Source organism: Delftia acidovorans SPH-1, from assembly GCF_000018665.1.
Classification (GTDB): domain Bacteria; phylum Pseudomonadota; class Gammaproteobacteria; order Burkholderiales; family Burkholderiaceae_C; genus Comamonas; species Comamonas acidovorans.
This window is the reverse complement of record NC_010002.1, coordinates 593681-616173: the sequence shown is the minus strand read 5'-3', so window position 1 is coordinate 616173 and position 22493 is coordinate 593681. Positions and strand designations below refer to the sequence as shown.

Genomic DNA, 22493 nt, shown 5'->3' with positions numbered 1-22493 from the left:
GGCTAGTCCCGTGGCGCCAGCGGGCTGCGGTCTTCGTCGCGCGCCAGCAGGTAGGTGGGACGGCGCTTGACTTCGTCGTAGATGCGGCCGATGTACTCGCCCAGGATGCCGATGGACATCAGCTGCACGCCCGAGAACAGCATGATGCTGGCCGCCAGCGTGGGCCAGCCGTCCAGCGGGTTGCCGAAGATCAGCGTCTCCATGGTGATCCACAGGCCGTAGAGCAGGGCCGCCAGCGAGATGATCCCGCCCACCACGCTCCACACGCGCAGCGGCAAGGTGGTGAACGAGGTCAGACCCAGCAGGGCCAGCGAGCCCAGGCGCCGGAAATTGAAGCTGGACGCCCCGGCCGTGCGGTCGGCCGGCACGAACGGCAGCGCCGCAGCCTTGAAGCCCACCCAGGCGTACAGGCCCTTCATGAAGCGGTGGCTCTCGGGCAGGGCCTTGAGCGCGTCGGCCACGCAGCGGTCCAGCCAGCGGAAGTCGCCGGCATTGGGCGGGATCTTCACCAGGTTGCCGGCATTCATGAGCCGGTAGAACAGGTTGGTGCCCACCCGCTTGGCGCCGCTTTCGGCGCCCCGGTCGGCGATCACGCCATAGACCATGTCGTAGCCGGACTGCCACAGCTCGCACATCTGGGGCAGCATCTCCAGCGGATGCTGGAAGTCGGCGTCGATCAGCACGACGGCGTTGCCGCGCGCATGGTCTATGCCGGCCGACAGCGCCGCCTCCTTGCCGAAGTTGCGCGACAGCGCCAGGTAGCGCACGGGCAGTTCCTGGGCCATGCGCAGTGCGATCTCGTGCGTGGCGTCACGGCTGCCGTCGTTGACGACGATCAGCTCGTAGTCGGGCGTCAGCGTGCGCACCGTCGCGTCCAGGGCGCGCAGGAACGCCTCCAGGTTGCCCTCTTCATTGTGGGCTGGCACCACGCAGCTCAGCCGCAGCGGGGGGCGCGGCAGCATCCCCTTGGGAGCGGCCGGAGCAATGTCAGCATGCAATTCGGTCATAGACCAGCATTGTCAGCGGGCTGGCTGCCCGCGCGCGGCAACACGTCAAAAACCGCATAGGCATAGGGACTGGGCCGAGGAAAACGCCAGCCCGAGCGTTGCACCGTGAGCACACGCGCCTCCTGCGGCAGGCCCAGCTTCGCCAGCCAGGCCTGCGCCTGCTGCTCGCAGTCGCGCGATTTCGCGGTCGGGCCGGGCTCGCTGGCCACCGGGCCGCGCGGGCACAGCAGCAGCCCGGGCTGCTGGCGCCAGTCCGGCAGCGCCAGCACGCGCGCATATTCGCTGTCGGGCAGGCCGGGAATGGTGCGCAGATGCGGCTGGGCATAGAAGGACAGCATGGCGTTTTCCGCCCAGTCGCCGCCCACCCACTGCAGCGGCTGCTGCGGGTGGCGCTGGTTCCAGGACAGCACGATGGCCTGCGCCGCATCGGCCGCAGGGCGGTAGTAGTCGGAGCTGCTCTTGCGCGCATTGCCCCAACCCGCGGCCACGCCAATCACCAGCACCACGGCCAGGCTAGGCCACCAGGCGCGGCGCAGCGCGGCCAGGGCGGCCTGCGTCACGGCGGGCGCCTCGGCGTCCAGGTTGCGCAGCCACAGCAGCACGAAGGCATAGCCGATGGGAATGGCCCAGGGCGTGGACAGCTCCACCACGCCGGTGGCGCCAAAGCCCAGCGTCGCAAGCCAGGGCATGAGGGCCAGCCAGAACAGCGTGTCGCCGCGCCCCTGCCAGCACCAGCTGCGGCGCAGGAAACGCGCACTCCAGCGCAGCCAGCCGCCGCCTTGCTGGCGGGCCTGCATGAAGCCATACACCAGGCACACGGCCAGCCAGGCCGGCAGCCAGTAGAAGATGGGCGCCAGCGCAAAGCGCAGCACATAGCCCCATACCACCTGCCCGCCGCCCTGGTCCATGGCATAGCCCAGCGTCACCCACTGGTGGTGGGCAATCCAGGCCACATGCGGCGCCAGCGCCAGGCCAAAGGCTGCCAGCGCCACGTAGGGCCGGGGAGTGAGCAGCCACTGGCGCCCTTCACGCACCAGGAAGATGGGCAGCAGGAAACCGGCCAGGAACACGCCGCTGTAGTACTTGCTGAGCATGCAGGCGGCCGAGACCACGCCCAGCGCCACGCTGAAGGCCACGCCGCGCGCCCCCTTTTCCTGCCAGCTGGCCAGCAGCAGGGCCGCCGCCCAGGGCCACAGGGACAGCAGCTGGCTGTTGGCGTTGAACTTGCCGGCCAGCGTCGTATACGGAAAGCACCACAGCAACAGGGCCGCGCCCAGCGGCGCCAGGCGCGCCAGCCCCAGGCGCCTGCCCAGCACGTAGACGCCCCAGATGCCCACGCCCACATTGGCATAGGACAGCAGGCGATAGAAACCGTCGTTCTGCGGGAACACCATGAACCACAGGCCGACCACCCAGGCGAAGAACGGCGGATGCTTGTGCGTGCCCAGCTGCAGCGGCTGGGCCCAGGCATAGTTCTCCAGCATGTCGTGGTAGCCGTCCAGATTGCCATTGGCCAGCCAGGACACCAGGGCCCAGAGCAGGCAGGCCAGCGTCACCATCCAGAGCAGGGCCGCGCCCGTGGGAACGCCTGCCGGGGCAGAGGGGGAGGATTTCATGCGATCCCGTCGAGGTGGTGAAAAAACATGGGCGGGATTGTAGTGAGCGCCAGCATGCCCATGCGGCCCGGGCCTGCCGCTCAGGTGTGCCCGGTGCCCGCTCAGGTCATCAGCGCCACGGCGCCCGAGAAGCTCAGGAAGGCCAGCACCGTGGACACCAGGATGATGCGGGCCACGCGCCCGCCGTGCGCCCCGAAGCGCTCGGTCAGCAGCGAGACATTGCTGGCGCTGGGCAGCGCGGCCAGCAGCACCAGCGCCACAAAGGCCTCTTCACCGAGCGGCAGGCCCAGCGCCATGGCCGCGCGGGCCACGGCCCAGACCAGCAGCGGGTGGACCAGCAGCTTGGCCAGCGCAATGGGCACGTAGTCGCGCGCAGCCACGCGCTCGTGGCTGTTCATCTGCGAGCGCGCCAGCACGGCGCCAATGGTGAACAGCGCCACGGGCGAGGCCGCGCCCGCCAGCATGGCCACGGTGCGGTCGATGGGGCCGGGCAGCGTCCAGCCTGCCGCCGAGGCCACGCCACCCAGCACGATGGCCCAGGGCATGGGATTGGCGGCCATGCCGGCAAACGCCCTGCGCAGCGCCACGGACACGCCATGCCCGCCCGGCAGCCCCAGGCGCGACAGCGCAATGCACAGCGAGGTGGTCACCACCATGTCGATGGCCATGGTGACGATGACCGGGCCTGCGGCACGCTCGCCCAGCAGCGCCACCAGCATGGGCACGCCCATGAAGCCGGTGTTGGGAAAGGCCGCCACCAGCGCGCCAAAGGCCGCATCGTTCCAGCCCACGCGCCGCACGGTCAGCGCCACGGTGGCGCCCACCATCAGCAGCGCGCACAGCAGGTAGACCACGGAGACGCCCACATCCAGCAGCTGGGCAATCGGCGTCTGCGCGCCAAAGCGGAACAGCATGCAGGGCAGCGCGAAATACAGCACGAAGGCGTTGAGCCCCGGTATCGCCGCCTGCGGCAGCACGCCACGCCAGGTGGCCGCAAAGCCGCAGGCCACAAGCGCGAAGAAGGGGAAGGTGATCAGCAGGACGGACAGCACGCGGCGATTCTGGCAGCAAGCCGGTGCCGCTGCCGCGCGCCCGTGTCACCGCGCGGACGCCGGGCGAAAAAAAACCTGCCGGAATCCGCATCCGGCAGGTCGGGCGTGAGCGCAACAAGCGCGTGCGCTTACAGCGCCAGGTCCTTCTCGACGTCCTGCACCTTGCGGCGGGCCAGCGCCAGATTGGAGCGGCTCTTGTCCAGCACCAGGTAGAAGAACACACCTTCATGGGCGGCCACGGGCCGGATGATGTGGTACTGGTGCGTCAGGGTGATCAGGATGTCGTCGATGGCGTCATCGAGCTTGAGCATGCGCATGGTCTTGAGCTTGGCGCGCACCACCTCCGTGTTGCCGGCAGCGGCCAGCTCCATGTCGAGGCCGGAGCCCACGCTGCCCATGAGCATGCCGCTGGTGCTGTCCACCAGGGCCGCGCACAGGGCGCCATCGATGCCCAGCAGGCCGTTCAGAGAATCATGTATCGAAGCCATATGCCACCTTTTCAAATAGCAAGGGCAGGCTGTGCGATGGACCACCGCGCCCGCTCCTCGGGGGGGAGAAAACCAAACTTCTGCAGCGGATGCCGCGGATCAGGAACGGGACAGTTCGGAGGCCACTTCGCCCGCCGCCCACAGCGCGCGGCCCAGCAGGGCGCTTTGATCGACCACCATGCACAGGATGGCCGGCTGGTTGCCGGCCACGGCCTGAAAGAGGACGGTGCCCAGCTCGGTCTCGAAGGTCAGCCGCCGGCAGGACTTGTGGCCTATCTCGGTGGCCACGGCCCTGGCCATGGCCATGAGCGAGCCCGCCATGGCCGACAGGCGCTCTGTCGGCAGTTCGCTCCTGACCCGCAGGGAGGTGATCTCGAAGCCGTCAGGCGTGCACAGCAAGGCGATGTGCACGCCCTCCAGGGGCGCCACCACGCGGTGGAGCACATCGCTGCCAGCTTCGATCAGAGAGGGAGGAATCCGGGGAAGCGTTGGTGTCTTCATGCCTGACTTTGCAAGGAAAGCAAGGAAACGAGCACCCCCAGCGCATCCAGCAACTGCTGCCGGTCACGGGGGTCCGCCTGGATGACAGGCACTATACCGTGACCTCTGTCCGCCAAGGCGCTGCTGAATGCTTCCTGCTGTTGCTCGCTGGCATCACGGCAGCTGACCACCACCACCAGGGGCTCGGATTCCAAGGAGGCGATCTCGGCCAGGCACTGCGCCGCGTAGTCCGGTGCGCGGGCGTCGCAGACATCCACCATCAGCAGCACGCCCACCGAGGCATTGAGCACCCAGCGGCGCACGAAGTCGAAGCGTTCCTGCCCCGGGCTGCCCACCAGCTGCAGCCGCTCTCCACCGCCCAGGTCGATCTCGCCGAACTCGGCACCCACCGTGGTGAATTCCTTGGAATGGGAGGCCCGGTCCAGATTGGGCACATCCGCCGCCGCCATCAACGCGCCGCACAGGCTGCGCAGCGCCGTGGTCTTGCCTATGCCCATGGGGCCCACCAGGCTCACCCGTACCAACCCGGCAGCAGGCTGCGCGTTCATCCACAGGCTCATGCCACTCCTCCGCGCCGGATCCATCCGGCCAGCTTCTGCACCCACTGGCGCGGCAGGCCGGGCACCGTGTCGGACGCCTGTGCGCGGCTGCGGCGCAGCGGCGGGAGATCGTCTTCGCGCGCGGGCCGCAGGCTGCACTCCAGCAGGCTGCGCAGCCGGGGATGGCGCAGCAGTTCGGCCACGGCGCGGGCCTGCATGCCGCTGTGCTCGCACAACAGGGCCACCTCCATGGGGCCACGGCACAGCATGGCCAGGGCACGCAGGCATTCGGAGTTGTTCCACGGCGCGGGCAGCGCCACCCAGGCCTTGAGCTGGAAGCGGTAGCGGCAGTCCACGCCCTGCTGCTGCAGGTCGTCCAGCGCCCGCGCCAGCGTATGCGACGTCGCCACCTGCTGGCGCACCGTCCAGTCCATGAGGAAGACGGCCGCCCGGTCCAGCATGTCGATCAGGTCGGACAGCGTGAAATTCATGTCCAGATAGGTGGCCAGGCGCTGCTGCGTGCGCTCCAGGTGCTGTCCCTGGGGCACTCCACCCACGTAGACCACGCAGGGCATCCACCCTGCAGCCTCGGGCGCGGGCATGTTGCCATCGACGACCAGCACCTGGGCGCTGACCAGGGGCACCTGCCGCCAGCCGCGCAGCGACTTGCGGGACGCCACGGCGAACAATGCCTCGAAACGCTGCTTGAGCAGAGGAGACCACAGCTCGGCAGCCAGGCCGATCTCGTCTGTAGTGCGAGCCATCTTTGACACCTCACCGGATAGGAACTGAAATGGACAAACCAGATTCGCCCGTGACAGAACATCGGCGAAGGCTGATATTTTGGATAGTTTTTACACATTACTCACTTGATTTAATGTGAACTTTTCTATTTAGACCAACGCCGCCACAGTACGGACCAGAGTGGCCGCGAGATTTGTCGCCGAATTCCAAGGGTGCTTACACCTGGCCTGATGGCCACGATCCCCGAAGCGGTATGCTCCCGCTTCCCTCACTTTCACGCCTTTCCCCGCGCAACGCACCCATGTCCGCAGGACTCAATCTGGCCCAGCTCCAGGCCGTCCACTACACCGAAGGCCCCTGCCTGGTCCTGGCCGGCGCGGGCTCGGGCAAGACACGCGTGATCACGCACAAGATCGGGCGCCTGATCGAGATGGGCATGGCGCCGCGCCGCATCGCGGCCATCACCTTCACCAACAAGGCCGCGGCCGAAATGCGCGAGCGCGCGGCCGGCCTCATCGGCCGCCAGGCCAAGGACGTGCTGGTGTGCACCTTCCACGCCCTGGGTGTGCGCATGGTGCGCGAGGACGGCCATGTGCTGGGCCTCAAGCCCCAGTTCAGCATCCTGGACGCCGACGACGTGACGGGCATCCTCAAGGACTGCTCGGGCGGCACCACCGACCTGGCCACGGCGCGCCAGTGGCAGTGGACCATCAGCAACTGGAAGAACGCCGGCTGGGACAGCCGCAAGGCCCTGGCCATGGCCCAGGACGACAACGAGCGCAGCACGGCCCTGATCATGCAGCGCTACGAAGAGCGCCTGACCGCCTACCAGAGCGTGGATTTCGACGACCTGATCGGCATGCCCATGCGCCTGCTCAAGAACCACATCGAAGTGCGCGAGAAATGGCAGCGCCTGCTGGGCCATGTGCTGGTGGACGAATACCAGGACACCAACGCCACGCAGTACGAGCTGCTCAAGATGCTGGTGGGCAGCCGCGCCCACTTCACCGCCGTGGGCGACGACGACCAGAGCATCTACGGCTGGCGCGGCGCCACGCTGGACAACCTCAAGAAGCTGCCGGTGGAGTTCCCGCAGCTCAAGGTGATCAAGCTGGAGCAGAACTACCGCTCCACCTCGGCCATCCTGCGCGCGGCCAACAACGTCATCCAGCCCAACCCCAAGCTCTATCCGAAGACGCTGTTCTCGGAGCTGGGCGAGGGCGAGCCTGTGCGCATCGTGGACTGCGACACCGAGGAGCACGAGGCCGAGCGCGCCGTCGCCCGCATCCAGAGCCTGCGAGCGGCCAGCAACCCGCCGCCGGACTGGAAGGATTTCGCCATCCTCTACCGTGCCAACCACCAGGCCAAGCCCTTCGAGAAGGCCTTGCGCAAGGCCAGCATTCCCTACAAGGTCTCGGGCGGCACCAGCTTCTTCGACCGCGCCGAGATCAAGGACCTGTGCGCCTGGTTCCGGCTGTGGATCAACAACGACGACGACCCCGCCTTCCTTCGCGCCATCGGCACGCCCAGGCGCGGCATAGGCCACACCACGCTGGGCAAGCTGGGCGAGTTTTCCTCGCAGCACAAGCTCAGCATGTTCGGCGCCCTGTTCGCGCACATGCTGGAAGCGGCCCTGCCCAAGAAGGCGCATGACAGCCTGTTGGAGTTCGGCCGCTACATCAACGACCTCGAATACCGCGCCCGCCACACGCTGGGCGCCGAGCAGTCGCGCGGCTTCATGCTCGACTGGCTCAAGGAGATCGGCTACGAGCAGTACCTCTACGACAGCGAGGACAGCGAATCGGTCGCCGCCGCGCGCTGGAGCAACGTGCTGGAGTTCTGCGACTGGATGGCCCAGCGCGCCGGCGGCCAGATCGAGGATGCGGCGGGCACGACCACGCACACCGAGGTCAAGAGCCTGCTGGAAGTGGCGCGCAACATCGCCCTGCTGTCCACCATCAGCGAGCGCGAGAAGGAGCAGGACATGGTCATCCTGTCCACCCTGCACGCCTCCAAGGGCCTGGAATGGCCGCATGTGATGCTGGTGGGCGTGACCGAGGGCATGCTGCCCTTCAAGCTCGACGACGACAACGGCCGCCAGCAGAAGGTCAGCGACGAAACCGCCCAGCGCCTGCAGGAAGAGCGCCGCCTCATGTACGTGGGCATCACGCGCGCCCGCCGCTCTCTGGCCGTGAGCTGGACCAAGCGCCGCAAGAAGGGGCGCGAGATGGTCTCCACCCTGCCCAGCCGCTTCATCAAGGAAATGGGCCTGGACGCCGCCACCTCGCGCGAGGACCCGCGCGAGAAGCTGCGCCAGCTGCGCGCCGAGTTCGCCCTCAAGGCACAGCAGTCCACGCCCGCCGACTCCTGATTCCAGAAAGACACCGCATGCGTTTTTACCGCCCCGTTCTCAGCCTGGCGCTGGTGGCCGTGACCACCGCCTGCTCCAGCACGGACCTGCAGACCACCACCCGGCCCACCCTCCAGGCCGCGCCCAAGGCCGCCCGCGCTGCCACCGCCCTGCCACACGCCCCATGTCTCGACGACGAGGAGATGAAGGACAGCCAGCTGCAGGGCGAATGGACGGGAACCGTCGAAGGCCAGTCCCAGCCCGTGCGCCTGCAGCTGGGGCCGCACCCCCAGTGGAAGGGCAACGTCAAGGGCACGATTGCGCGCGGCGCAGACACCCGCCCCATGGTCGGCGACGTGGCCGATGACCACATCACGCTGGAAGAAAGCGCCGACGGCAAGCGCATCACCGCCACCTGGCTGGGCGATGTCGTCGAAGGCAGCTGCGCCCGCGAGATCCGCGGCAACTTCATCGAAGGCGACGATGCGGCGCCCCGGCCCTTCGTGCTGCGCAAGCTCGCGCCGTGACCGGCCCCCGAGCCTGCACACGAGCCCCCTGCCCCCTCTTCACTCATTACCCCTTACTCTTCGCTCCTTCCATCACCGGACCCAAGCCATGACGACTCCTACACACCTGGATCGCCGCAAGCGCCCAAGCCGCACGCCGACACCCCTGCAGTGGGCCCTGGCCATGGGACTGGGCGCCACGCCCTGGCTCGGCGCCCAGGCGCAGACCGCGCCCCGCCCCCTGTCCGAGGACGCCTGGCGCCAGTGCGCCGCCACCACGGACAACCAGTCTCGCCTGGCCTGCTTCGACACCTGGGCCCAGCAGCAGCAACCGCTGACCGCGCCGCCGGCCACCGGCTGGAGTGCTCCGGCAGCCAGCGCCGCAGCCGATCCTGGCGCCCTGCCCACACCCGCCCCCGTGGTGACGGCCGACAGCGGCCAGGGCCTGGCGCTGCCCACCACCCCCACCAACGGCGGCTGCCGCGACCCGCGCTACAGCGAGCTGTCGCGCTACTTCGAGCTGGAACCGGGCAGCGACTGCGGCACCTTCAGCTTCCGCGGCTACCGGCCCATGTCCGTGTCCGTGGTGACGGCCGACCATGTCAACCGGCAGCCCACCACGCCCGGCAAGGACCCTGCGCAGTCGCAGCCCTACAAGACCGAGGAAATGCGCGTGCAGCTGTCCGTGCGCACCAAGGTCGCCCAGGGCCTGCTGACCAGCAGCACCTCGGCGGGCAAGGACTCGCTGTGGGTCGGCTACACCCAGCAGTCGTACTGGCAGCTGTTCAGCCCCGCCATCTCGCGGCCCTTCCGCAACACGGACCACGAGCCCGAGATCTTCTACGTCTACCCCACCGATGCCCGGCTGCCCTTCGGCTGGCGCTGGCGCTACAGCGGCGTGGGCCTGGTGCACCAGTCCAACGGCCAGAGCGATCCGCTGTCGCGCAGCTGGAACCGCTGGTATCTGATGACCGGCTTCGAGCTGGACAACCGCTGGCAGCTGCACGCCAAGGCCTGGCAGCGCATCCGCGAAAGCGCCGAGCACGACGACAACCCGCGCATCCAGGACTACATCGGCCGGGGCGAGGTGAAACTGGGCTGGAACGTCAATGCGCAGAACTATCTGGGCTTCACTGCGCGCGGCTCGCTGGGCCAGGGCCGCGGCTCGGGCCGCGTCGAATGGCTGCGCACCCTAGGCGAAGGATGGAACGGTGGCAAGAGCAATTTGCGCCTGCATGTCCAGCTTTTCAGCGGATACGGTGACAGCCTGATCGATTACAACTACAAGCGCACCGTGCTCAGCGTGGGCTTCAGCCTTCTGGACTTCTAGAAGACCGGCCCTCGCGGGGCACGCTTTGCCGCTTGCCCTTCGCGGGGAAGCCCCGTCCCGCTGGCTGCATTGCCAGCGGCCGGGGCCATGCGTCAGAATGCGCCGATGCCCCGGGCCTTTTCAGGCAGGCCCGGAACCCGCCCCAGAACGAACCGCGGAGGTCCGCCATGGATTTGCAATACCAGCTCAAGGCCGGCAGTTACTGCCTGTACGACATGCGCGAGACGCCCAGTGCCATCACGGGCGAGCGCCGCTGCCGGCTCAGGACCGAGCTGGTGGCCATTGCCTTCGACCTGGTCACGGGTCAGGTCCATGAGCATGGCTCGCCCACGCGCATCCATGCCTGGGCGCTGTGCACGCGCAGGCGGCTGCGCGCGGCCGGCGACTGGGACCAGGCCGACAGCATCGTCGTGGTCTCCGGGCCCCTGCCGGTGGATGAGATCAACAAATGCCTGGGCATACGCGGCTACTGCCGCCGCATGTTCCAGCGCCTGGCCAGCCTGCCGCACGGCAAGCTGCAACCCCACGCGCATGCGCACGCTCATGGTGCCTACGGAGCTTACGGCGCCCATGCAGGCCGGCACCAATCCCATCAGGGCCAGCAACGGCGGGCTGCCTGAGCCCGCGCGCGCCCGGCACCACCTCACTCGGGACCCAGGTCCTCTTCCCCTTCTTCATCTTGCGGCTCGGCATGCTTGACGATGGTCACAGGCAGCCGGCTGTTGCGCGCCACCTCGCGCGAGACCGAGCCGATCAGCACGCGCCGCAGGCCGCCCTGGCCCAGTGCGCCGATGATGATCTGCTCGCAGCCCGTGCTCTCGGCAATGTCGGCCAGCGCGGCGGCGGGCTCGCCCAGGCCGATCTCCACCTCGTAGGAAATGCCGGCCGCCCGCACCAGGGCCACGGCCGGCGCCACCAGGTGCATGCCGGCGTCCACGCTGGCGGCGGCGATCATGTCCGAGTCCTGCGTGGCCAGCTCGAACAGCGAGGCTTCCTGCTGCACATGGGCCAGCACGAAATGCGCCTGCAGGCCCTGGCGCACCAGGGAGATGGCGTGGTGCACGGCATCCAGCGAGGGCTCGGACCCATCGACGGCAATCATGATCTTCAGCATGCGGACCTCCTTTTTTGTAGCTGGCGAATCGCAACCACCCCAGTGTAGACGCGGGCCGGCTAAGCCAGACGGGCTCCGGGGGCAGTCCCGGCGCGTCCGACACGCACATGCGGCCATCTGGGACAATGGAGGGCTATGCTGCAATTCGACCTGCTCAAGACCGATCCCTCCAGCCACGCGCGCCGCGGCCAGCTCACGCTCAACCACGGCGTGGTGCAGACACCCATCTTCATGCCCGTGGGCACCTATGGCACCGTCAAGGGCGTGATGCCGCGCAGCCTGCAGGAGATGGGCGCGCAGATCATCCTGGGCAACACCTTCCACCTGTGGATGCGCCCGGGGCTGGACATCATGCAGAGCTTCGGCGGCCTGCACGGCTTCGAGAAGTGGGACAAGCCCATCCTCACCGACTCGGGCGGATTCCAGGTCTGGAGCCTGGGCGCCATGCGCAAGATCACCGAGGAAGGCGTGCACTTCGCCAGCCCGGTCAACGGCGACAAGCTGTTCATGTCGCCCGAAGTCAGCATGCAGATCCAGACCGTGCTGAACTCGGACATCGTCATGCAGCTGGACGAATGCACGCCCTACGAGACCAACGGCCACAAGACCACCGAGGCCGAGGCGCGCAAGAGCATGGAGATGAGCCGCCGCTGGGCCAAGCGCTCCAGCGACGAGTTCCAGCGCCTGGGCAACCCCAATGCGCTGTTCGGCATCGTGCAGGGCGGCATGTACGAGAACCTGCGCGAGGAATCGCTGCAGGCCCTGGTCGAGATGGACTTCCCCGGCTACGCCGTGGGCGGCGTCTCGGTGGGCGAACCCAAGGACGAGATGCTGGCGATCATGGCCCACACGCCCCACCGCCTGCCGGCCCACAAGCCACGCTACCTGATGGGCGTGGGCACGCCCGAGGACCTGGTGCAGGGCGTGGCCGACGGCGTGGACATGTTCGACTGCGTCATGCCCACGCGCAATGCGCGCAACGGCACCATCTTCACGCGCTATGGCGACCTGAAGATCCGCAACGCACGCCACAAGACCGACCACCAGCCGCTGGACCCCAGCTGCACCTGCCATGCCTGCGCAGGCACCAGCGGCGTGAGCTGGGAGCAAGGCGGACGCGACGGCTTCTCGCGCGCCTACCTGCACCACCTGGACCGCTGCGGCGAGATGCTGGGCCCCATGCTCACCACCATCCACAACCTGCACTACTACCTGAACCTGATGCAGGAAGTGCGCAATGCGCTGGAGGCGGGCAACTTCACTGAAATGCGCGCACGCTTCAAGGCCGAGCGCGCCCGGGGCGTCTGACGCCCCCCAGCCGATTGCTCGAGTCGCTCAGGTCACTCAGGTCGCCAGGTCCTTGAGCGACCAGGACACGCCGGTCTCGAAGCCGGCGCGCATCTCGTCGGCCACGCGCTCCAGCTCGTCCAGAAACAGCCGCATGGCGGCTGCCTTGGTGTAGCCGATGCGCTGGTACAGGCAGCCGGGCAACTGCGCACCTGCGTCATGCAGGGGCCGCCAGAGCAGGCGGCCGGCCGCCACATCCTCGGCCACGTTGTCGGGCACCAGGAATCCCAGGGCCGTGCTGCCGGCCACCAGGCGCCGCACCATGGGCACGGAGCTGGTCTCCACCAGCGGCCGCTGCTGGTGCAGGGCCGCGCTGTCCATCTGCTCCAGCATGCTGCGCAACTCCATGCCCGGCGCCATCAGGATCAGCGGATAGTCCACACAATCGCGCAGGCGCAGCAGGCGCGGCTCGGTGGCCAGCGGATGGCCGGGGGCCATCACCGCGCCCAGCGGCTGGGGCCAGGCGCGCACCTCCTGCACGCCGGGCGGCGGCGGGCGGCGCAGGCAATAGGCCACGTCGATCTCGCCCTGCGCCACGCCGCGCAGCAGCTCCTCGCCCGTGCCCGAACGCACGCTGAAGGTGATGCCCGGATAGCGCCCGTGCAGGCTGGCGATCACCAGGGGCAGCAGGTACTCGGCCGTGGCATGGGACACGCCCACGCGCACATGGCCCCGGCGCAGGGCGCGCAGGTCCTCCACCTGGGCCAGCGCGTTGTCGAAGTCACGCTGGCTGCGCCGCACGGCCGCCAGCATCAGCTCCCCGGCCGTTGTCAGCTGCATGCCGCGCGGCAGGCGGTCGAACAGCGGCACGCCGACCTGGGCCTCCAGATTGAGGATTTGCTGGTTCACGGCGGCCGCCGTCAGGTGCAGCGTGACGGCGGCCTTGCGCACCGAGCCACGGCGCGCCACCTCGTCAAAACAGCGAAAGGCCTGGGAGATTGCGGGCATGGCGCGGAGTGTAAATTTTTATCTGACACCTCATCCAAAACAAACAGCTATTCCTGACGCTTGCGACTGCCTAGAGTGGCGCTCATTCCCGGCCTCCTTTGAAAGCAGCCCATGGCAAGCACCGTAGACCAAGTCACCCAGCGCCGCCGCGGCGTCGGACTCATCGCCCACGACCCCGCCCTCTCGGCCGGCGGCTACACCCTGATCGCGCCGCAGACGGCCGACGGCCATGTCTACCTGGTGGACATCGAAGGCCGCGTGGCCCATGAATGGAAGCTGCCCGTGCGCGCGGGCCGGCACGCCGTGATCCTGCCCAACGGCAACCTGGGCTACAACGGCAACCACCCCCGCTCGCCAGACCGCTATGCGCCGTGGTCCATGTGGCATGGTGGCGATTTCTACGAGGTCACGCCGCAGGGCGAGATCGTCTGGCGCCACGAGGACCCGGACCACCACCATGACGCGCAGTGGCTGCCCAACGGCCATCTGCTCTACGCCGCCTGCGCGCCCGTGCCTGCGGGCTTTGCCGAGCGCGTGCCCGGCGGCACCGCGCACGGGCCCGGCGAGGTGATGTACGGCGACGTGATCCGCGAAGTGGACCGCAGCGGCCGCCTGGTCTGGGAATGGAAGGCCTGGGAGCATCTGGCGCCCGAGGACTTCCCTATTCACCCGGGCTTCGGCCGCTACCACTGGCCGCTGGTCAACGGGCTGGGCGTGAGGGCCGACGGCAGCGTGCTCATGAGCCTGCGCACCACCTCCGGCATCATTGCCGTGGACAAGGCCAGCGGCGCGGTGAAGCTGCACATTCCGCCCTCCGTGGTCTCGCACCAGCATGCGCCCGTGGCGCTGGACAACGGCCACATCCTGGCCTTCGACAACGGCAACTTCCGCGAAGGCGCCCATGTGGCCTTCTCGCGTGTGGTGGAGATCGATCCTGCCGACCACCGCGTGGTCTGGAGCTACCAGGACGAGATGGTCAACGCCTTCTACACCGCCTTCATGGGCAATGCCCAGCGCCTGTGGAACGGCAACACCCACATCACCGAATCGGCCACGGGCCGGCTCTTCGAGGTCACGCCTGCGGGGGAGGTGGTCTGGGAATACATCCTGCCCTGGTTCGCCGAGTACCCCGATGCCGCAGCGCGCCGCACCGGCCCCGGACGGCTCAACAGCGTGTTCCAGACCTGGCGCTACCACGCGGACCAGCTGCCCTGGCTGGGTGCCGCCGGGAGGCTGTCATGAGCCTCAACCGCAGGCAACTGGCGGCCTGGATGCTGGGCGCGCCCTGGCTGTCACCGGCAGCCCGTGCGTCCACGGCTGGAGCCGACGCCTGGCCCAGCCAGCCGCTGACCGTGGTCGTGCCCTTTTCGCCGGGCGGCAGCGTGGACGTGGCCGCGCGCCTGGTCATGCCGCGCCTGGCCGAGCGGCTGCGCCAGCCCGTGGTCATAGAAAACACCGTGGGCGCCTCGGGCACCATCGCCACACAGCGGGTGATCAAGGCCAGGCCGGACGGTCATACCGCGCTGTTCGGCGTGGCCAGCTGCGTGCTCATTGCGCCGCTGGTGTCGCCAGAGCGCTTCCGGTATGACGGCCTCAGGGAACTGCTGCCCGTGGCGCCCGTGGCCTCTTCGGCCTTCGTGCTGGCAGGCCGCCCCGACCTGCCGGCCACCACGGCGGCCGAACTGGTGCAGTTGTCGCGCCAGCAGCCGGGCCGGCTGACCGTGGGCACCGATGGCGTGGGCACCAGCCTGCACCTGACCGCCGAAATGCTCCAGCAACAGGCCGGCCTGTCATGGACGCATGTGCCCTACAAATCCGGCCCGCAGGCGCTGACCGAGCTGGCGGGCGGGCAGATCGACCTGGCCGTGCTGCCCGTGGCCCTGGTCCAGTCCTTCGTGCGCGAAGGCAAGCTGCGCGGCCTGGGCGTGACCTCGCGCCTGCGCGCCGCCACCTTGCCGCAGACACCCAGCCTGCAGGAAACGCCGGTCTGGCAGTCCTTTGATGTCGAGGCCTGGCAGGGCCTGCTGCTGCCGGCCCGCACCGATGCCCGCATCGCAGAGCGCCTGGCCCGCGAGACCGCAGCCGTGCTGGCCGAGCCGGATCTGGTGCGCAAGCTCGCCGAGGCCGGCTTCAAGCCCATGGCCATGGAGCAAGCCCAGTTCATTGCACACCTGGAGCGGGAGAGAAAGCTGCTGGAGGCCACGGTGCACGCCGCCCGCATCCACGGAGCGGGCTGATGCGGCCGGGGTAGCCTCGGTGCCAGGCCCTACTGCATGGCGCCGGGCGCGGCAAACGAGAAGCTGGCCATCTGCACCAGGGCCCGGCCCCGGGTCAACAGGTAGGAATGCGCAGGGGACTGCGCGCGTGGCTGCAGCCTGAAGAAGGACTTGCCGCCACAGCACTGGCCCACCATCTCGAACTCCGCGCCCTCCAGCCGGCAGCCCACCCGCAGGCCGGGCGCAGGCTCGTGGGTGATGGCGGACAGCTGCGACAGGCGCAGCAGCGCATCGGGCTCGGGCAGCACGGTGCTTTGGGCACTGCCATCGGCATGCTCCACATGCACGGACCGGCCCGCCAGCGCATTGCGCGGATAGACGATCTCCAGCCCCGCGCATCCACCGCGCAGGCCGCGCTGCAGGCCTCCCTCCATGCCATCCAGGGCGCGCGCCCAGGCCGTGAAGCCCAGCCCGCGCGCCGACCCTGCGATGCGCACGCGCCATGCCAGGCGCAGGGCACCACAGTCCACTGCGGTTTCGTAGAGGACCTCGAAGCGGTCGCCTTTCTCGCGCAGGCTCAGTTCGCCGCTGCCATGCACGCAGCGGTCTCCTTGCTCATCACGCACCGCAAAGGCCACGGAGCGCAGGATCTCCAGGCTGCCGTAGCGGACGCTGCGCAGGCAGCCATCGGCCAGTTCGGCACTGAGCGGCCCGGCCTGCAGCTGGCGGGGCCCGGACGACAGATGTCCTTCCCAGCCCGCAATGTCTACGGCCATGTTCCCGGCGATGTTGCCGGCGGTTTCAGCGATCCATTGATTCATATGCGCATCCCAGCCCGTCCTGGACAGGGTGCCGATGCTATGGACGATCCGTGCGAATGAATAACGATGTTTTCTGGCACTCGTCGTGAGCTGCACTCACAAGCCACACGCCAAAAGCCGTCAGGCAGGCGTTGCGCTGGGGGCCGGCCGGGCCTGCTGCGGCTCCAGCACGGTGCAGTTGCGGCCCTGGGCCTTGCCACGGTAAAGCGCCGCATCGGCACGCGCAATGGTCGCCTCCACCGACTCGCCCGCGCGGTACTGTGCGGCGCCCAGCGTGCAGGTGACGCGGGCGCCCTCGCCCAGGGTCTGCGTCCACGGGGCTTCGGCAATGCGCAGGCGCAGGCGCTCCAGCAGTTCGCCGGCCTGGGCCAGGTCGGTGTCGGGCAGCACCAGCAGGAACTCCTCACCGCCATAGCGGCCCACGCCATCGGCACTGCGCAACTGCGACTTCAGCAGCGTTCCGAAGGCGCGCAGCACGCGGTCGCCGCCCTCATGGCCAAAGCTGTCGTTGATGCGCTTGAAGTGGTCTATGTCCAGCAGCGCCACGCACAGCACCGTGCCGCGGTCGTGGGCGGCGGTGCGCACCTCGTGCAGCCGCTCGATCACGCCCCGGCGGTTGCTGACGCCGGTCAGGTCGTCATGGCGCAGCAGGGCCTCGATCTGCGCCAGCGCCGTGGCCAGCTTGTCATTGGCGATGCCCAGCCGGTACTGCATGCTGCGAAAGAAGGTGGCCTGCACGCTGCAGCGCACCACGGCACCGAGCACCACGCCGAAGGCCAGCAACTGGCCTGCAGCCGTGTCCGTGGTCATGCGCATCAGCGGCCCCCTCCAGAGAATGATGGCCGCCACGGCGATGAGCGTGCCCATCCAGGTCAGCCAGAAGCTCGTGCGGCTGCGCGCCAGGAAACCGTCGGCGCTGAAGGCGATCAGCATCACCATGGACTGGAACGCCAGCGCAGGGGCGGCCATGACCATGCCCAGAACGCCGATGATGGACACCAGCTGGTGCGTGAGGAACATGCCCGGATCGCGCAGCCTGTGGCACCAGTCGCTGGCATAGGCCCAGGTGATGAAGCCCATGCCCGCCGCCACCCACAGGCCATAGCCCAGCACCACGGCCCAGGGCGCATAGCCGGCCCAGGCATGGCCCAGAAACAGCAGCAGCGCATAGATATGGCTGACCAGCACGGAGATGTGCAGTTGCCAGGTGCGGCGCTTCCAGCGCTCCAGATGCAGCGCCTCGTCCACCAACGGCGACGCCGGCTTCGGCCCCCACAGGAGACGGTCCGGGAAATTCCGAGAAATGGAGGAAAGCACGGGCATGCGAAGAAGCGCGGCGGGCCGGCGGCCCTCATGGGCGCCCATTGTGACCGCATCCGGGAAATCCCGGGGATTGCATCCTTCTCGCCTAGGAGGTACGTGGCGGCCGCACGTCCTCGGCCACCACGATCTGGTTGCGCCCGCAGGCGCGGCCATGCGCGAGGGCCGCTTCGGCACGCTGCACCAGCCGCTCCGAGGTTTCGCCCGCCTGGAACTCCGCCACGGCCAGGGTCAGGGTCAGCGGGTCCTTGTCGGGGTCGGGGATGGGCTTTTCGCTCCAGTGCTGCTGGCGCACGCCCTCGCGCACGCGCTGCAGCGCCCAGACGGCCTGGACGGAGGCGGTATCCGGCATCACCAGCATGAAGGTGTCATCGCGGTAGCGGCCTATGCCGTCCACCGTGCGCAGGTGGGTGACCAGCAGGCCGCTGAGCATGAGCAGCACCCGCTCCTGCAGCGATGGTCCCTTGTGCGGCGGGTGCACGCCCGCACGCTCCACCCAGGGGTCCAGCTCCAGCAGCACCACGCAAAACGGTTCGGGCTTGCGCGCATGGCGCTCGCGCAGGCCATCGACGGCATCCATCAATCGCGAGTAATTGGCCACGCCGGTCAGCGTGTCGCGCCCCGTGGGCAATTGCAGCGAGCCCACGCGGGTCTGCAGTTGCTGCACATCGTCGGCCAGTTGGCCGCAGTAGCTGGACAGCTGCGCCAGCTCCTCGGTGTACTGGCGCTGCATGCGGCTCAGTGCCTGCCACAGGGCCAGCGCATGCACGGCCAGCGGCAGCAGCACGCTGGCCAGCCACAGAATGCGCACGGCGACCGAGCCCGGTGCCATCTGCGGCATGGGCCTGGCCACCACCACGGCGCAGAGCATGGCCAGCATGGCGCACAGCAGCACGATCTGGCCTGCGGGCAGGTGCAGCGCCTGCTCGCGCTCGCCATCCCAGGGCAGCCAGGCGATGGCGGCCAGCCACAGCAGGGCAGAGGCCCAGGCCAGCGAGGGCTGCCAGGCCGCCAGCAGCAAGGCCATCGTGGCCTGTATCCAGCCGTGGCCGCGCAGCGTCCGGGTCAGCGGCAGGCCGGCAGCATGGCAGCGCCAGACCCAGGCCATGCCGGCCAGGGCCGACAGCGCGGCGTAGGCCGCCCAGGCTTTCCATGAAGAAGGGCCGGCCAGCACATGGGCAGCCAGCAGGGCAGCCCCCACGGCCCAGGCCGCCAGGGGAAGAAGGTGGGCGGACGCGCCGGCCGGTGGTTGGGCGGGCTGCGCCGGCGTGTGTTGTGGGGGATACGGCAGCTGGCGTGACATGGCATCCTCGCTGAAGACATCTGCGCCCCGGCCGAGCGCGCAAGCCATGGTGTACCACAACCCCGCGCAGCTTCAAGGGTCTTGCCGGCCCCGGCCGACACCGCCACAGCCGTCGCCAGGGCCGCTTCAGGCGGGGGTCAGGCGGGCTCAGCCAGACTCAACCCGCCGCCGGCCCGGCCTCCTGCACGGGAGGCACGGCAGGCGCAGCAGACGTGGAAGGCAACACCGCTCCCGGCTTCCTGCGGTTGCCATCGGCCTGGGTGCCGCAGCTGTGGCAATAGTGCACAAAGGCGCTCTTGCGGGTATTGCAGCTGCCGCAACGGTCGAACAGGCCTATGCCGCAGTGGGGGCAGAAATCGATGGCGCCGTCCTTCAGGTCCACGGGGCGCTCGCAGCCCGGGCATACGCCCTTGGCCAGGCGGGCCAGGGCCACGTCGTAGCCCAGTTCCTGGCGCCGCTGCGTCTCAGGCAGTGACTCCTGCTGCTTTTGCCGCTCCAGGTAGCGGTTCAGGCCCAGAATGGCCGCGCGTCCCAGCAGCACCGTCACCACGATGCCGACCACATAGCGCACGTAGCCGCCGTAGTCGGGCAGATAGGGCACGAGTTCGACGAAGAAGGCGAACAGCGCAAAGAAGATGAAGCCCCAGACAAAGGGCCACCAGGTGCTCTTGCGTTGTTTGGCGAACAGCCAGCCGGCCACCAGCAGCAGGGGCAGGGTCAGCGCCAGGCGGTAGAGGAAGACGCGCAGCTCGATGGCGCGCATCTCCTTGCGCCAGGCCTGCATGGCACCGTCGCGCAGACCGTCCCACTGGCGGTTGGCCGCGTCCAGGCGCTGGCGTGCCTGCAGGCTGGCGTCCTGCAGCCGCTCCACTGCAGCGCGTGCGGCGTTCTCTTCCTGCTTGATGGCATCCAGCGCCTGGGTGCGCGACAGCAGCTCGCTGTCCTGCTCGGGCCGGGCCGTGGCGCGGCGCGTGGCCACCCAGTTGTCGAAGGTCTCGCGCGCAGAGCGGTAGCGCGCCTGCGTGGCCTGGTACTTGAGGCGCGCGTTCTGCAGCGCCGTCTCCGCCTTGTCGTGATCGGCATCGGCGGCCTTGATCTCGGCCTTGACGGGCTCGGCCGCAGCCGGCGCAATGAAGTCCTCCACCGTGCGCGGCGACTCGACCTGGGGCAGGTCCCCCACCACCAGGCCGCCCAGGCCGATGAGGAAGGAGGCGAACACCACCGCCACCAGCCACAGGCCTCGGCGGAACCATTTCTCGGGCAGACGCAGAGCCTTGCTCATGGGGAAACTCCTGTTTCAGTGGCCTGCGGCCGAGGAAGACCGCAGGCGGATGAAGAACCGGTTCGGCTCAGGGCAGCACGCGCACCGGACCCGCCAGTTGGCTGCGCTGCAGCCATTGCGTCACCGACTCCACGGTCACGGTCTCTATGCGGCTGGCATAGCGCTTGTCGTTGGGATGGTCGTCGAAGGCGATGTTGGCAGCCGTCACGCGCCCGCCCAGCCGCGACAGCGCGCGAATCACCAGCACGCCGGGCTCGTAGCCCTTGAACTGCAGCCAGGCCTGGGCCTGCTCGCGCCGCTGCACCGTGGCCGGCTCCATGGCGGCGGCCAGGGTTTCGGTGGCCCACTGGTTGGACTGCTGGTAGCGCTGCCCCCAGGCGTAGCTGACCATGCTGTAGGGCTCGTGCTGCAGGCGCAGCACGGTCTGGGGCTGGGTCAGAAAGGTCCACAGCGCCTGCTGCACGGCGGGCGTGGGCACCTGAACGCCGGCCTCGTAGCGCCACAGGTCGTCCAGGAAGAACTCGCCCAGGCCCTGGCGGTAGACATGGCCGCCGGCCGTGCCGCATTCGTTGAGCTTGTGCGCCACGCGCCAGGGGCCTTCGGGGGTCCTGTAGGCCCAGCCGTAGTGCGAGTAGTGCAGGTCGTACTTGCTCAGGTCCTGGCCCACGCGCGCCAGCAGCACGACGCGGGTGCCGTTCTTCGCATATTCGGCATCCAGCGCCTGGGATGTGCGCTGGGCCAGGTCCAGCCCCTTTTGCAGGGATTGGGGGGTGAGGGGCTTGTCCTCGCAGCTGCGCCCTGCATGGGCCGTGCCCAGCGCAGCGGCCAGCAGCAGCACCAGGCAGGCGGCACGGGCCACAGGGGAAGGGGAAAGAGACGGTTTCATGGCAGGCATCACAGGCGTTCGTTGTGCAGCAGGGCCTTGCCCATCTCGTTGGGAATGAAGGCCAGCACCTTGCCGGCCGCCGAGATGACAACGCCTGCGCCGATCACGCTGCAGGTCAGCACCGTGCCCACGGCATAGGCCGAGGCGGAGGCGCCCCGCCCCACCACTTCCACGCTGGCCTGGGCGCCGTCGGAGGCACGCTCGAGCAGATAGACCGTGCCCGTGGCCGAGGCCTGCACCGCCTTCACGGTCAGCACCGCGCCGCCCACCGACAGCGCGGCCGGCAAGGCCACCACGGCGCCAGCGGCCGTCGAAGCCACCGAAGCCGTGCCCACCACGGAGGCCACGGGCAGCATGGACAGCGCCACGGAGGCCTCGCTTTGCGCATGGGCAGGCGCCATGGCCAGGGCTGCGCACAGCGCGCCAGCGGTCAGCAGGGCACGCGGCAGGCGCGCGAAAACGGATTGGTTGACCATCATTGCTTGGACTCCTGGAAATGCGGGGAAGGGGTGGACATCACTCGGCGTCGGCCGGTTGCGCGGCCTCGCGGCGGCCATGCATGCGGGCCTGCGCCAGGTCGGCCTCGTGGCGGTCGCGCAGCATCTTGGCCAGCGTGAAGGCGGTGGTGATGAGATAGAGCCAGCTCACGCCCAGGAAGGCCTTGTAGGTCACGTTGATGTCCATGCTCACCAGCCCCCAGCCAGTCAGCGCCATGGACACGGCAAAGCCGCCCCAGACCACCAGCTTCCACATGGGCGTGTCGCCTGCGCCGCTGCGGCCGCCCTCGTTGTCCCGCACGAACTTGGCCAGCACGAAGGCGGCCGAGAGGCAGAACACATAGCCCATCACCATGAAGGCCTGCTCCAGCTGCTCGCCGGGCAGCCATGCCAGGCCGATGGCGCACAGCGAGACCGCAATGCCGAACGACACCCACACCTGCAGTTGCCAGGCCCGGGTATCACGCTGAACGACGATGGGAGAAGAGGACATTTGCCGAGGTGCCCCTCAAGGGCATTGGTTGAACACGGGACGCATGGTGCCCAGACGTAACTTGCGTGTCTGCATTCAACCGTAACAGTGGCCAGACACAGGCCATCGAGTATCTCCAAACGGTACTTTTCAA

At 68.6% G+C, this 22493-nt stretch carries 23 protein-coding genes; 7 read left to right on the top strand and 16 right to left on the bottom strand.

What is annotated here, in order from left to right:
• Positions 1–2: 2 nt before the first annotated feature.
• The 7 genes from DACI_RS02850 to DACI_RS02820 form a co-directional block, all read right to left on the bottom strand.
• A complete protein-coding gene (locus DACI_RS02850) occupies positions 3–1007 on the bottom strand; it encodes a glycosyltransferase family 2 protein (protein ID WP_012202493.1) in 1005 nt (334 codons plus the stop codon).
• The gene (locus tag DACI_RS02845; protein WP_012202492.1) at positions 1004–2623 is read right to left on the bottom strand and encodes a glycosyltransferase family 39 protein; all 1620 of its coding nucleotides are present in this window, start codon (positions 2621–2623) and stop codon (positions 1004–1006) included. Before DACI_RS02845 ends, DACI_RS02850 begins: the two co-directional genes overlap by 4 nt.
• Positions 2624–2724: 101 nt before the next feature.
• Entirely contained in the window at positions 2725–3675 is a 951-nt protein-coding gene (locus DACI_RS02840; protein ID WP_012202491.1) for an AEC family transporter, read from the bottom strand.
• A 128-nt stretch (positions 3676–3803) separates the two neighbouring features.
• Positions 3804–4163 (bottom strand): hypothetical protein, encoded by a 360-nt coding sequence (locus tag DACI_RS02835; protein ID WP_012202490.1) that lies wholly within the window; start codon positions 4161–4163, stop codon positions 3804–3806.
• A 99-nt stretch (positions 4164–4262) separates the two neighbouring features.
• A complete protein-coding gene (locus DACI_RS02830; protein ID WP_012202489.1) occupies positions 4263–4664 on the bottom strand; it encodes a roadblock/LC7 domain-containing protein in 402 nt (133 codons plus the stop codon).
• Positions 4661–5224 carry a GTP-binding protein gene (locus tag DACI_RS02825; protein ID WP_012202488.1) on the bottom strand — a complete coding sequence of 188 codons (564 nt, stop codon included), beginning with the start codon at positions 5222–5224 and terminating at the stop codon, positions 4661–4663. Before DACI_RS02825 ends, DACI_RS02830 begins: the two co-directional genes overlap by 4 nt.
• Positions 5221–5967, bottom strand: a complete 747-nt coding sequence (locus DACI_RS02820) for a hypothetical protein (protein ID WP_012202487.1) — start codon at positions 5965–5967, stop codon at positions 5221–5223. Before DACI_RS02820 ends, DACI_RS02825 begins: the two co-directional genes overlap by 4 nt.
• 281 nt (positions 5968–6248) lie before the next feature.
• Between DACI_RS02820 and DACI_RS02815 the strand changes: the two genes are divergently transcribed.
• The 4 genes from DACI_RS02815 (at position 6249) to DACI_RS02800 (ending at position 10753) form a co-directional block, all read left to right on the top strand.
• Positions 6249–8318 (top strand): ATP-dependent helicase, encoded by a 2070-nt coding sequence (locus tag DACI_RS02815; protein ID WP_043780446.1) that lies wholly within the window; start codon positions 6249–6251, stop codon positions 8316–8318.
• A gap of 17 nt (positions 8319–8335) precedes the next feature.
• Positions 8336–8824, top strand: a complete 489-nt coding sequence (locus DACI_RS02810) for a hypothetical protein (protein WP_043780444.1) — start codon at positions 8336–8338, stop codon at positions 8822–8824.
• An 88-nt stretch (positions 8825–8912) separates the two neighbouring features.
• Positions 8913–10133 carry a phospholipase A gene (locus DACI_RS02805; RefSeq protein ID WP_012202484.1) on the top strand — a complete coding sequence of 407 codons (1221 nt, stop codon included), beginning with the start codon at positions 8913–8915 and terminating at the stop codon, positions 10131–10133.
• 167 nt (positions 10134–10300) lie between these two features.
• Positions 10301–10753 carry a hypothetical protein gene (locus DACI_RS02800; RefSeq protein ID WP_012202483.1) on the top strand — a complete coding sequence of 151 codons (453 nt, stop codon included), beginning with the start codon at positions 10301–10303 and terminating at the stop codon, positions 10751–10753.
• A 23-nt stretch (positions 10754–10776) separates the two neighbouring features.
• Here the strand turns inward: DACI_RS02800 and DACI_RS02795 are convergent, their stop codons facing one another.
• Positions 10777–11247, bottom strand: coding sequence for a universal stress protein (locus DACI_RS02795; RefSeq protein WP_012202482.1), 471 nt, complete (start codon positions 11245–11247; stop codon positions 10777–10779).
• Between the two features lie 135 nt (positions 11248–11382).
• Between DACI_RS02795 and tgt the strand changes: the two genes are divergently transcribed.
• Positions 11383–12555 carry a tRNA guanosine(34) transglycosylase Tgt gene (gene tgt / locus DACI_RS02790; RefSeq protein WP_012202481.1) on the top strand — a complete coding sequence of 391 codons (1173 nt, stop codon included), beginning with the start codon at positions 11383–11385 and terminating at the stop codon, positions 12553–12555.
• Positions 12556–12591: 36 nt separating this feature from the next.
• On the opposite strand, the gene DACI_RS02785 is transcribed toward tgt, so the two are convergent.
• Positions 12592–13542 carry a LysR family transcriptional regulator gene (locus DACI_RS02785; protein WP_012202480.1) on the bottom strand — a complete coding sequence of 317 codons (951 nt, stop codon included), beginning with the start codon at positions 13540–13542 and terminating at the stop codon, positions 12592–12594.
• A 111-nt stretch (positions 13543–13653) separates the two neighbouring features.
• Between DACI_RS02785 and DACI_RS02780 the strand changes: the two genes are divergently transcribed.
• Positions 13654–14784 (top strand): aryl-sulfate sulfotransferase, encoded by a 1131-nt coding sequence (locus tag DACI_RS02780; RefSeq protein WP_012202479.1) that lies wholly within the window; start codon positions 13654–13656, stop codon positions 14782–14784.
• A complete protein-coding gene (locus DACI_RS02775; RefSeq protein WP_012202478.1) occupies positions 14781–15779 on the top strand; it encodes a Bug family tripartite tricarboxylate transporter substrate binding protein in 999 nt (332 codons plus the stop codon). The genes DACI_RS02780 and DACI_RS02775 overlap by 4 nt, the downstream gene beginning before the upstream one ends.
• Positions 15780–15808: 29 nt before the next feature.
• Here the strand turns inward: DACI_RS02775 and DACI_RS02770 are convergent, their stop codons facing one another.
• The 7 genes from DACI_RS02770 to DACI_RS02740 form a co-directional block, all read right to left on the bottom strand.
• Positions 15809–16579 carry a hypothetical protein gene (locus DACI_RS02770; RefSeq protein ID WP_012202477.1) on the bottom strand — a complete coding sequence of 257 codons (771 nt, stop codon included), beginning with the start codon at positions 16577–16579 and terminating at the stop codon, positions 15809–15811.
• A gap of 120 nt (positions 16580–16699) precedes the next feature.
• Positions 16700–17827, bottom strand: a complete 1128-nt coding sequence (locus DACI_RS02765; RefSeq protein ID WP_225971025.1) for a GGDEF domain-containing protein — start codon at positions 17825–17827, stop codon at positions 16700–16702.
• 160 nt (positions 17828–17987) lie between these two features.
• Positions 17988–19202 carry a GGDEF domain-containing protein gene (locus DACI_RS02760; RefSeq protein ID WP_043783138.1) on the bottom strand — a complete coding sequence of 405 codons (1215 nt, stop codon included), beginning with the start codon at positions 19200–19202 and terminating at the stop codon, positions 17988–17990.
• Between the two features lie 157 nt (positions 19203–19359).
• Positions 19360–20484 (bottom strand): zinc ribbon domain-containing protein, encoded by a 1125-nt coding sequence (locus DACI_RS02755; protein WP_012202474.1) that lies wholly within the window; start codon positions 20482–20484, stop codon positions 19360–19362.
• A gap of 67 nt (positions 20485–20551) precedes the next feature.
• Complete coding sequence (locus tag DACI_RS02750; protein WP_012202473.1) at positions 20552–21370, bottom strand: DUF2145 domain-containing protein; 819 nt, start codon at positions 21368–21370, stop codon at positions 20552–20554.
• Positions 21371–21378: 8 nt separating this feature from the next.
• Positions 21379–21849 (bottom strand): hypothetical protein, encoded by a 471-nt coding sequence (locus DACI_RS02745; protein WP_012202472.1) that lies wholly within the window; start codon positions 21847–21849, stop codon positions 21379–21381.
• A gap of 37 nt (positions 21850–21886) precedes the next feature.
• Positions 21887–22360 carry a YiaA/YiaB family inner membrane protein gene (locus tag DACI_RS02740; RefSeq protein ID WP_012202471.1) on the bottom strand — a complete coding sequence of 158 codons (474 nt, stop codon included), beginning with the start codon at positions 22358–22360 and terminating at the stop codon, positions 21887–21889.
• Between the last annotated feature and the right edge of the window lie 133 nt (positions 22361–22493).

Bases quoted from the DNA above. Each gene is read 5' to 3' on its own strand.
- DACI_RS02750 (WP_012202473.1), bottom strand. From the start codon at position 21,370: ATGAAACCGTCTCTTTCCCCTTCCCCTGTGGCCCGTGCCGCCTGCCTG.
- DACI_RS02795 (WP_012202482.1), bottom strand. From the start codon at position 11,247: ATGCTGAAGATCATGATTGCCGTCGATGGGTCCGAGCCCTCGCTGGAT.
- DACI_RS02770 (WP_012202477.1), bottom strand. From the start codon at position 16,579: ATGAATCAATGGATCGCTGAAACCGCCGGCAACATCGCCGGGAACATG.
- DACI_RS02845 (WP_012202492.1), bottom strand. From the start codon at position 2,623: ATGAAATCCTCCCCCTCTGCCCCGGCAGGCGTTCCCACGGGCGCGGCC.
- DACI_RS02815 (WP_043780446.1), top strand. From the start codon at position 6,249: ATGTCCGCAGGACTCAATCTGGCCCAGCTCCAGGCCGTCCACTACACC.
- DACI_RS02800 (WP_012202483.1), top strand. From the start codon at position 10,301: ATGGATTTGCAATACCAGCTCAAGGCCGGCAGTTACTGCCTGTACGAC.
- DACI_RS02805 (WP_012202484.1), top strand. From the start codon at position 8,913: ATGACGACTCCTACACACCTGGATCGCCGCAAGCGCCCAAGCCGCACG.
- DACI_RS02760 (WP_043783138.1), bottom strand. From the start codon at position 19,202: ATGTCACGCCAGCTGCCGTATCCCCCACAACACACGCCGGCGCAGCCC.
- DACI_RS02820 (WP_012202487.1), bottom strand. From the start codon at position 5,967: ATGGCTCGCACTACAGACGAGATCGGCCTGGCTGCCGAGCTGTGGTCT.
- DACI_RS02740 (WP_012202471.1), bottom strand. From the start codon at position 22,360: ATGTCCTCTTCTCCCATCGTCGTTCAGCGTGATACCCGGGCCTGGCAA.
- DACI_RS02780 (WP_012202479.1), top strand. From the start codon at position 13,654: ATGGCAAGCACCGTAGACCAAGTCACCCAGCGCCGCCGCGGCGTCGGA.
- DACI_RS02835 (WP_012202490.1), bottom strand. From the start codon at position 4,163: ATGGCTTCGATACATGATTCTCTGAACGGCCTGCTGGGCATCGATGGC.
- DACI_RS02810 (WP_043780444.1), top strand. From the start codon at position 8,336: ATGCGTTTTTACCGCCCCGTTCTCAGCCTGGCGCTGGTGGCCGTGACC.
- tgt (WP_012202481.1), top strand. From the start codon at position 11,383: ATGCTGCAATTCGACCTGCTCAAGACCGATCCCTCCAGCCACGCGCGC.
- DACI_RS02850 (WP_012202493.1), bottom strand. From the start codon at position 1,007: ATGACCGAATTGCATGCTGACATTGCTCCGGCCGCTCCCAAGGGGATG.
- DACI_RS02755 (WP_012202474.1), bottom strand. From the start codon at position 20,484: ATGAGCAAGGCTCTGCGTCTGCCCGAGAAATGGTTCCGCCGAGGCCTG.
- DACI_RS02830 (WP_012202489.1), bottom strand. From the start codon at position 4,664: ATGAAGACACCAACGCTTCCCCGGATTCCTCCCTCTCTGATCGAAGCT.
- DACI_RS02775 (WP_012202478.1), top strand. From the start codon at position 14,781: ATGAGCCTCAACCGCAGGCAACTGGCGGCCTGGATGCTGGGCGCGCCC.
- DACI_RS02785 (WP_012202480.1), bottom strand. From the start codon at position 13,542: ATGCCCGCAATCTCCCAGGCCTTTCGCTGTTTTGACGAGGTGGCGCGC.
- DACI_RS02745 (WP_012202472.1), bottom strand. From the start codon at position 21,849: ATGATGGTCAACCAATCCGTTTTCGCGCGCCTGCCGCGTGCCCTGCTG.
- DACI_RS02825 (WP_012202488.1), bottom strand. From the start codon at position 5,224: ATGAGCCTGTGGATGAACGCGCAGCCTGCTGCCGGGTTGGTACGGGTG.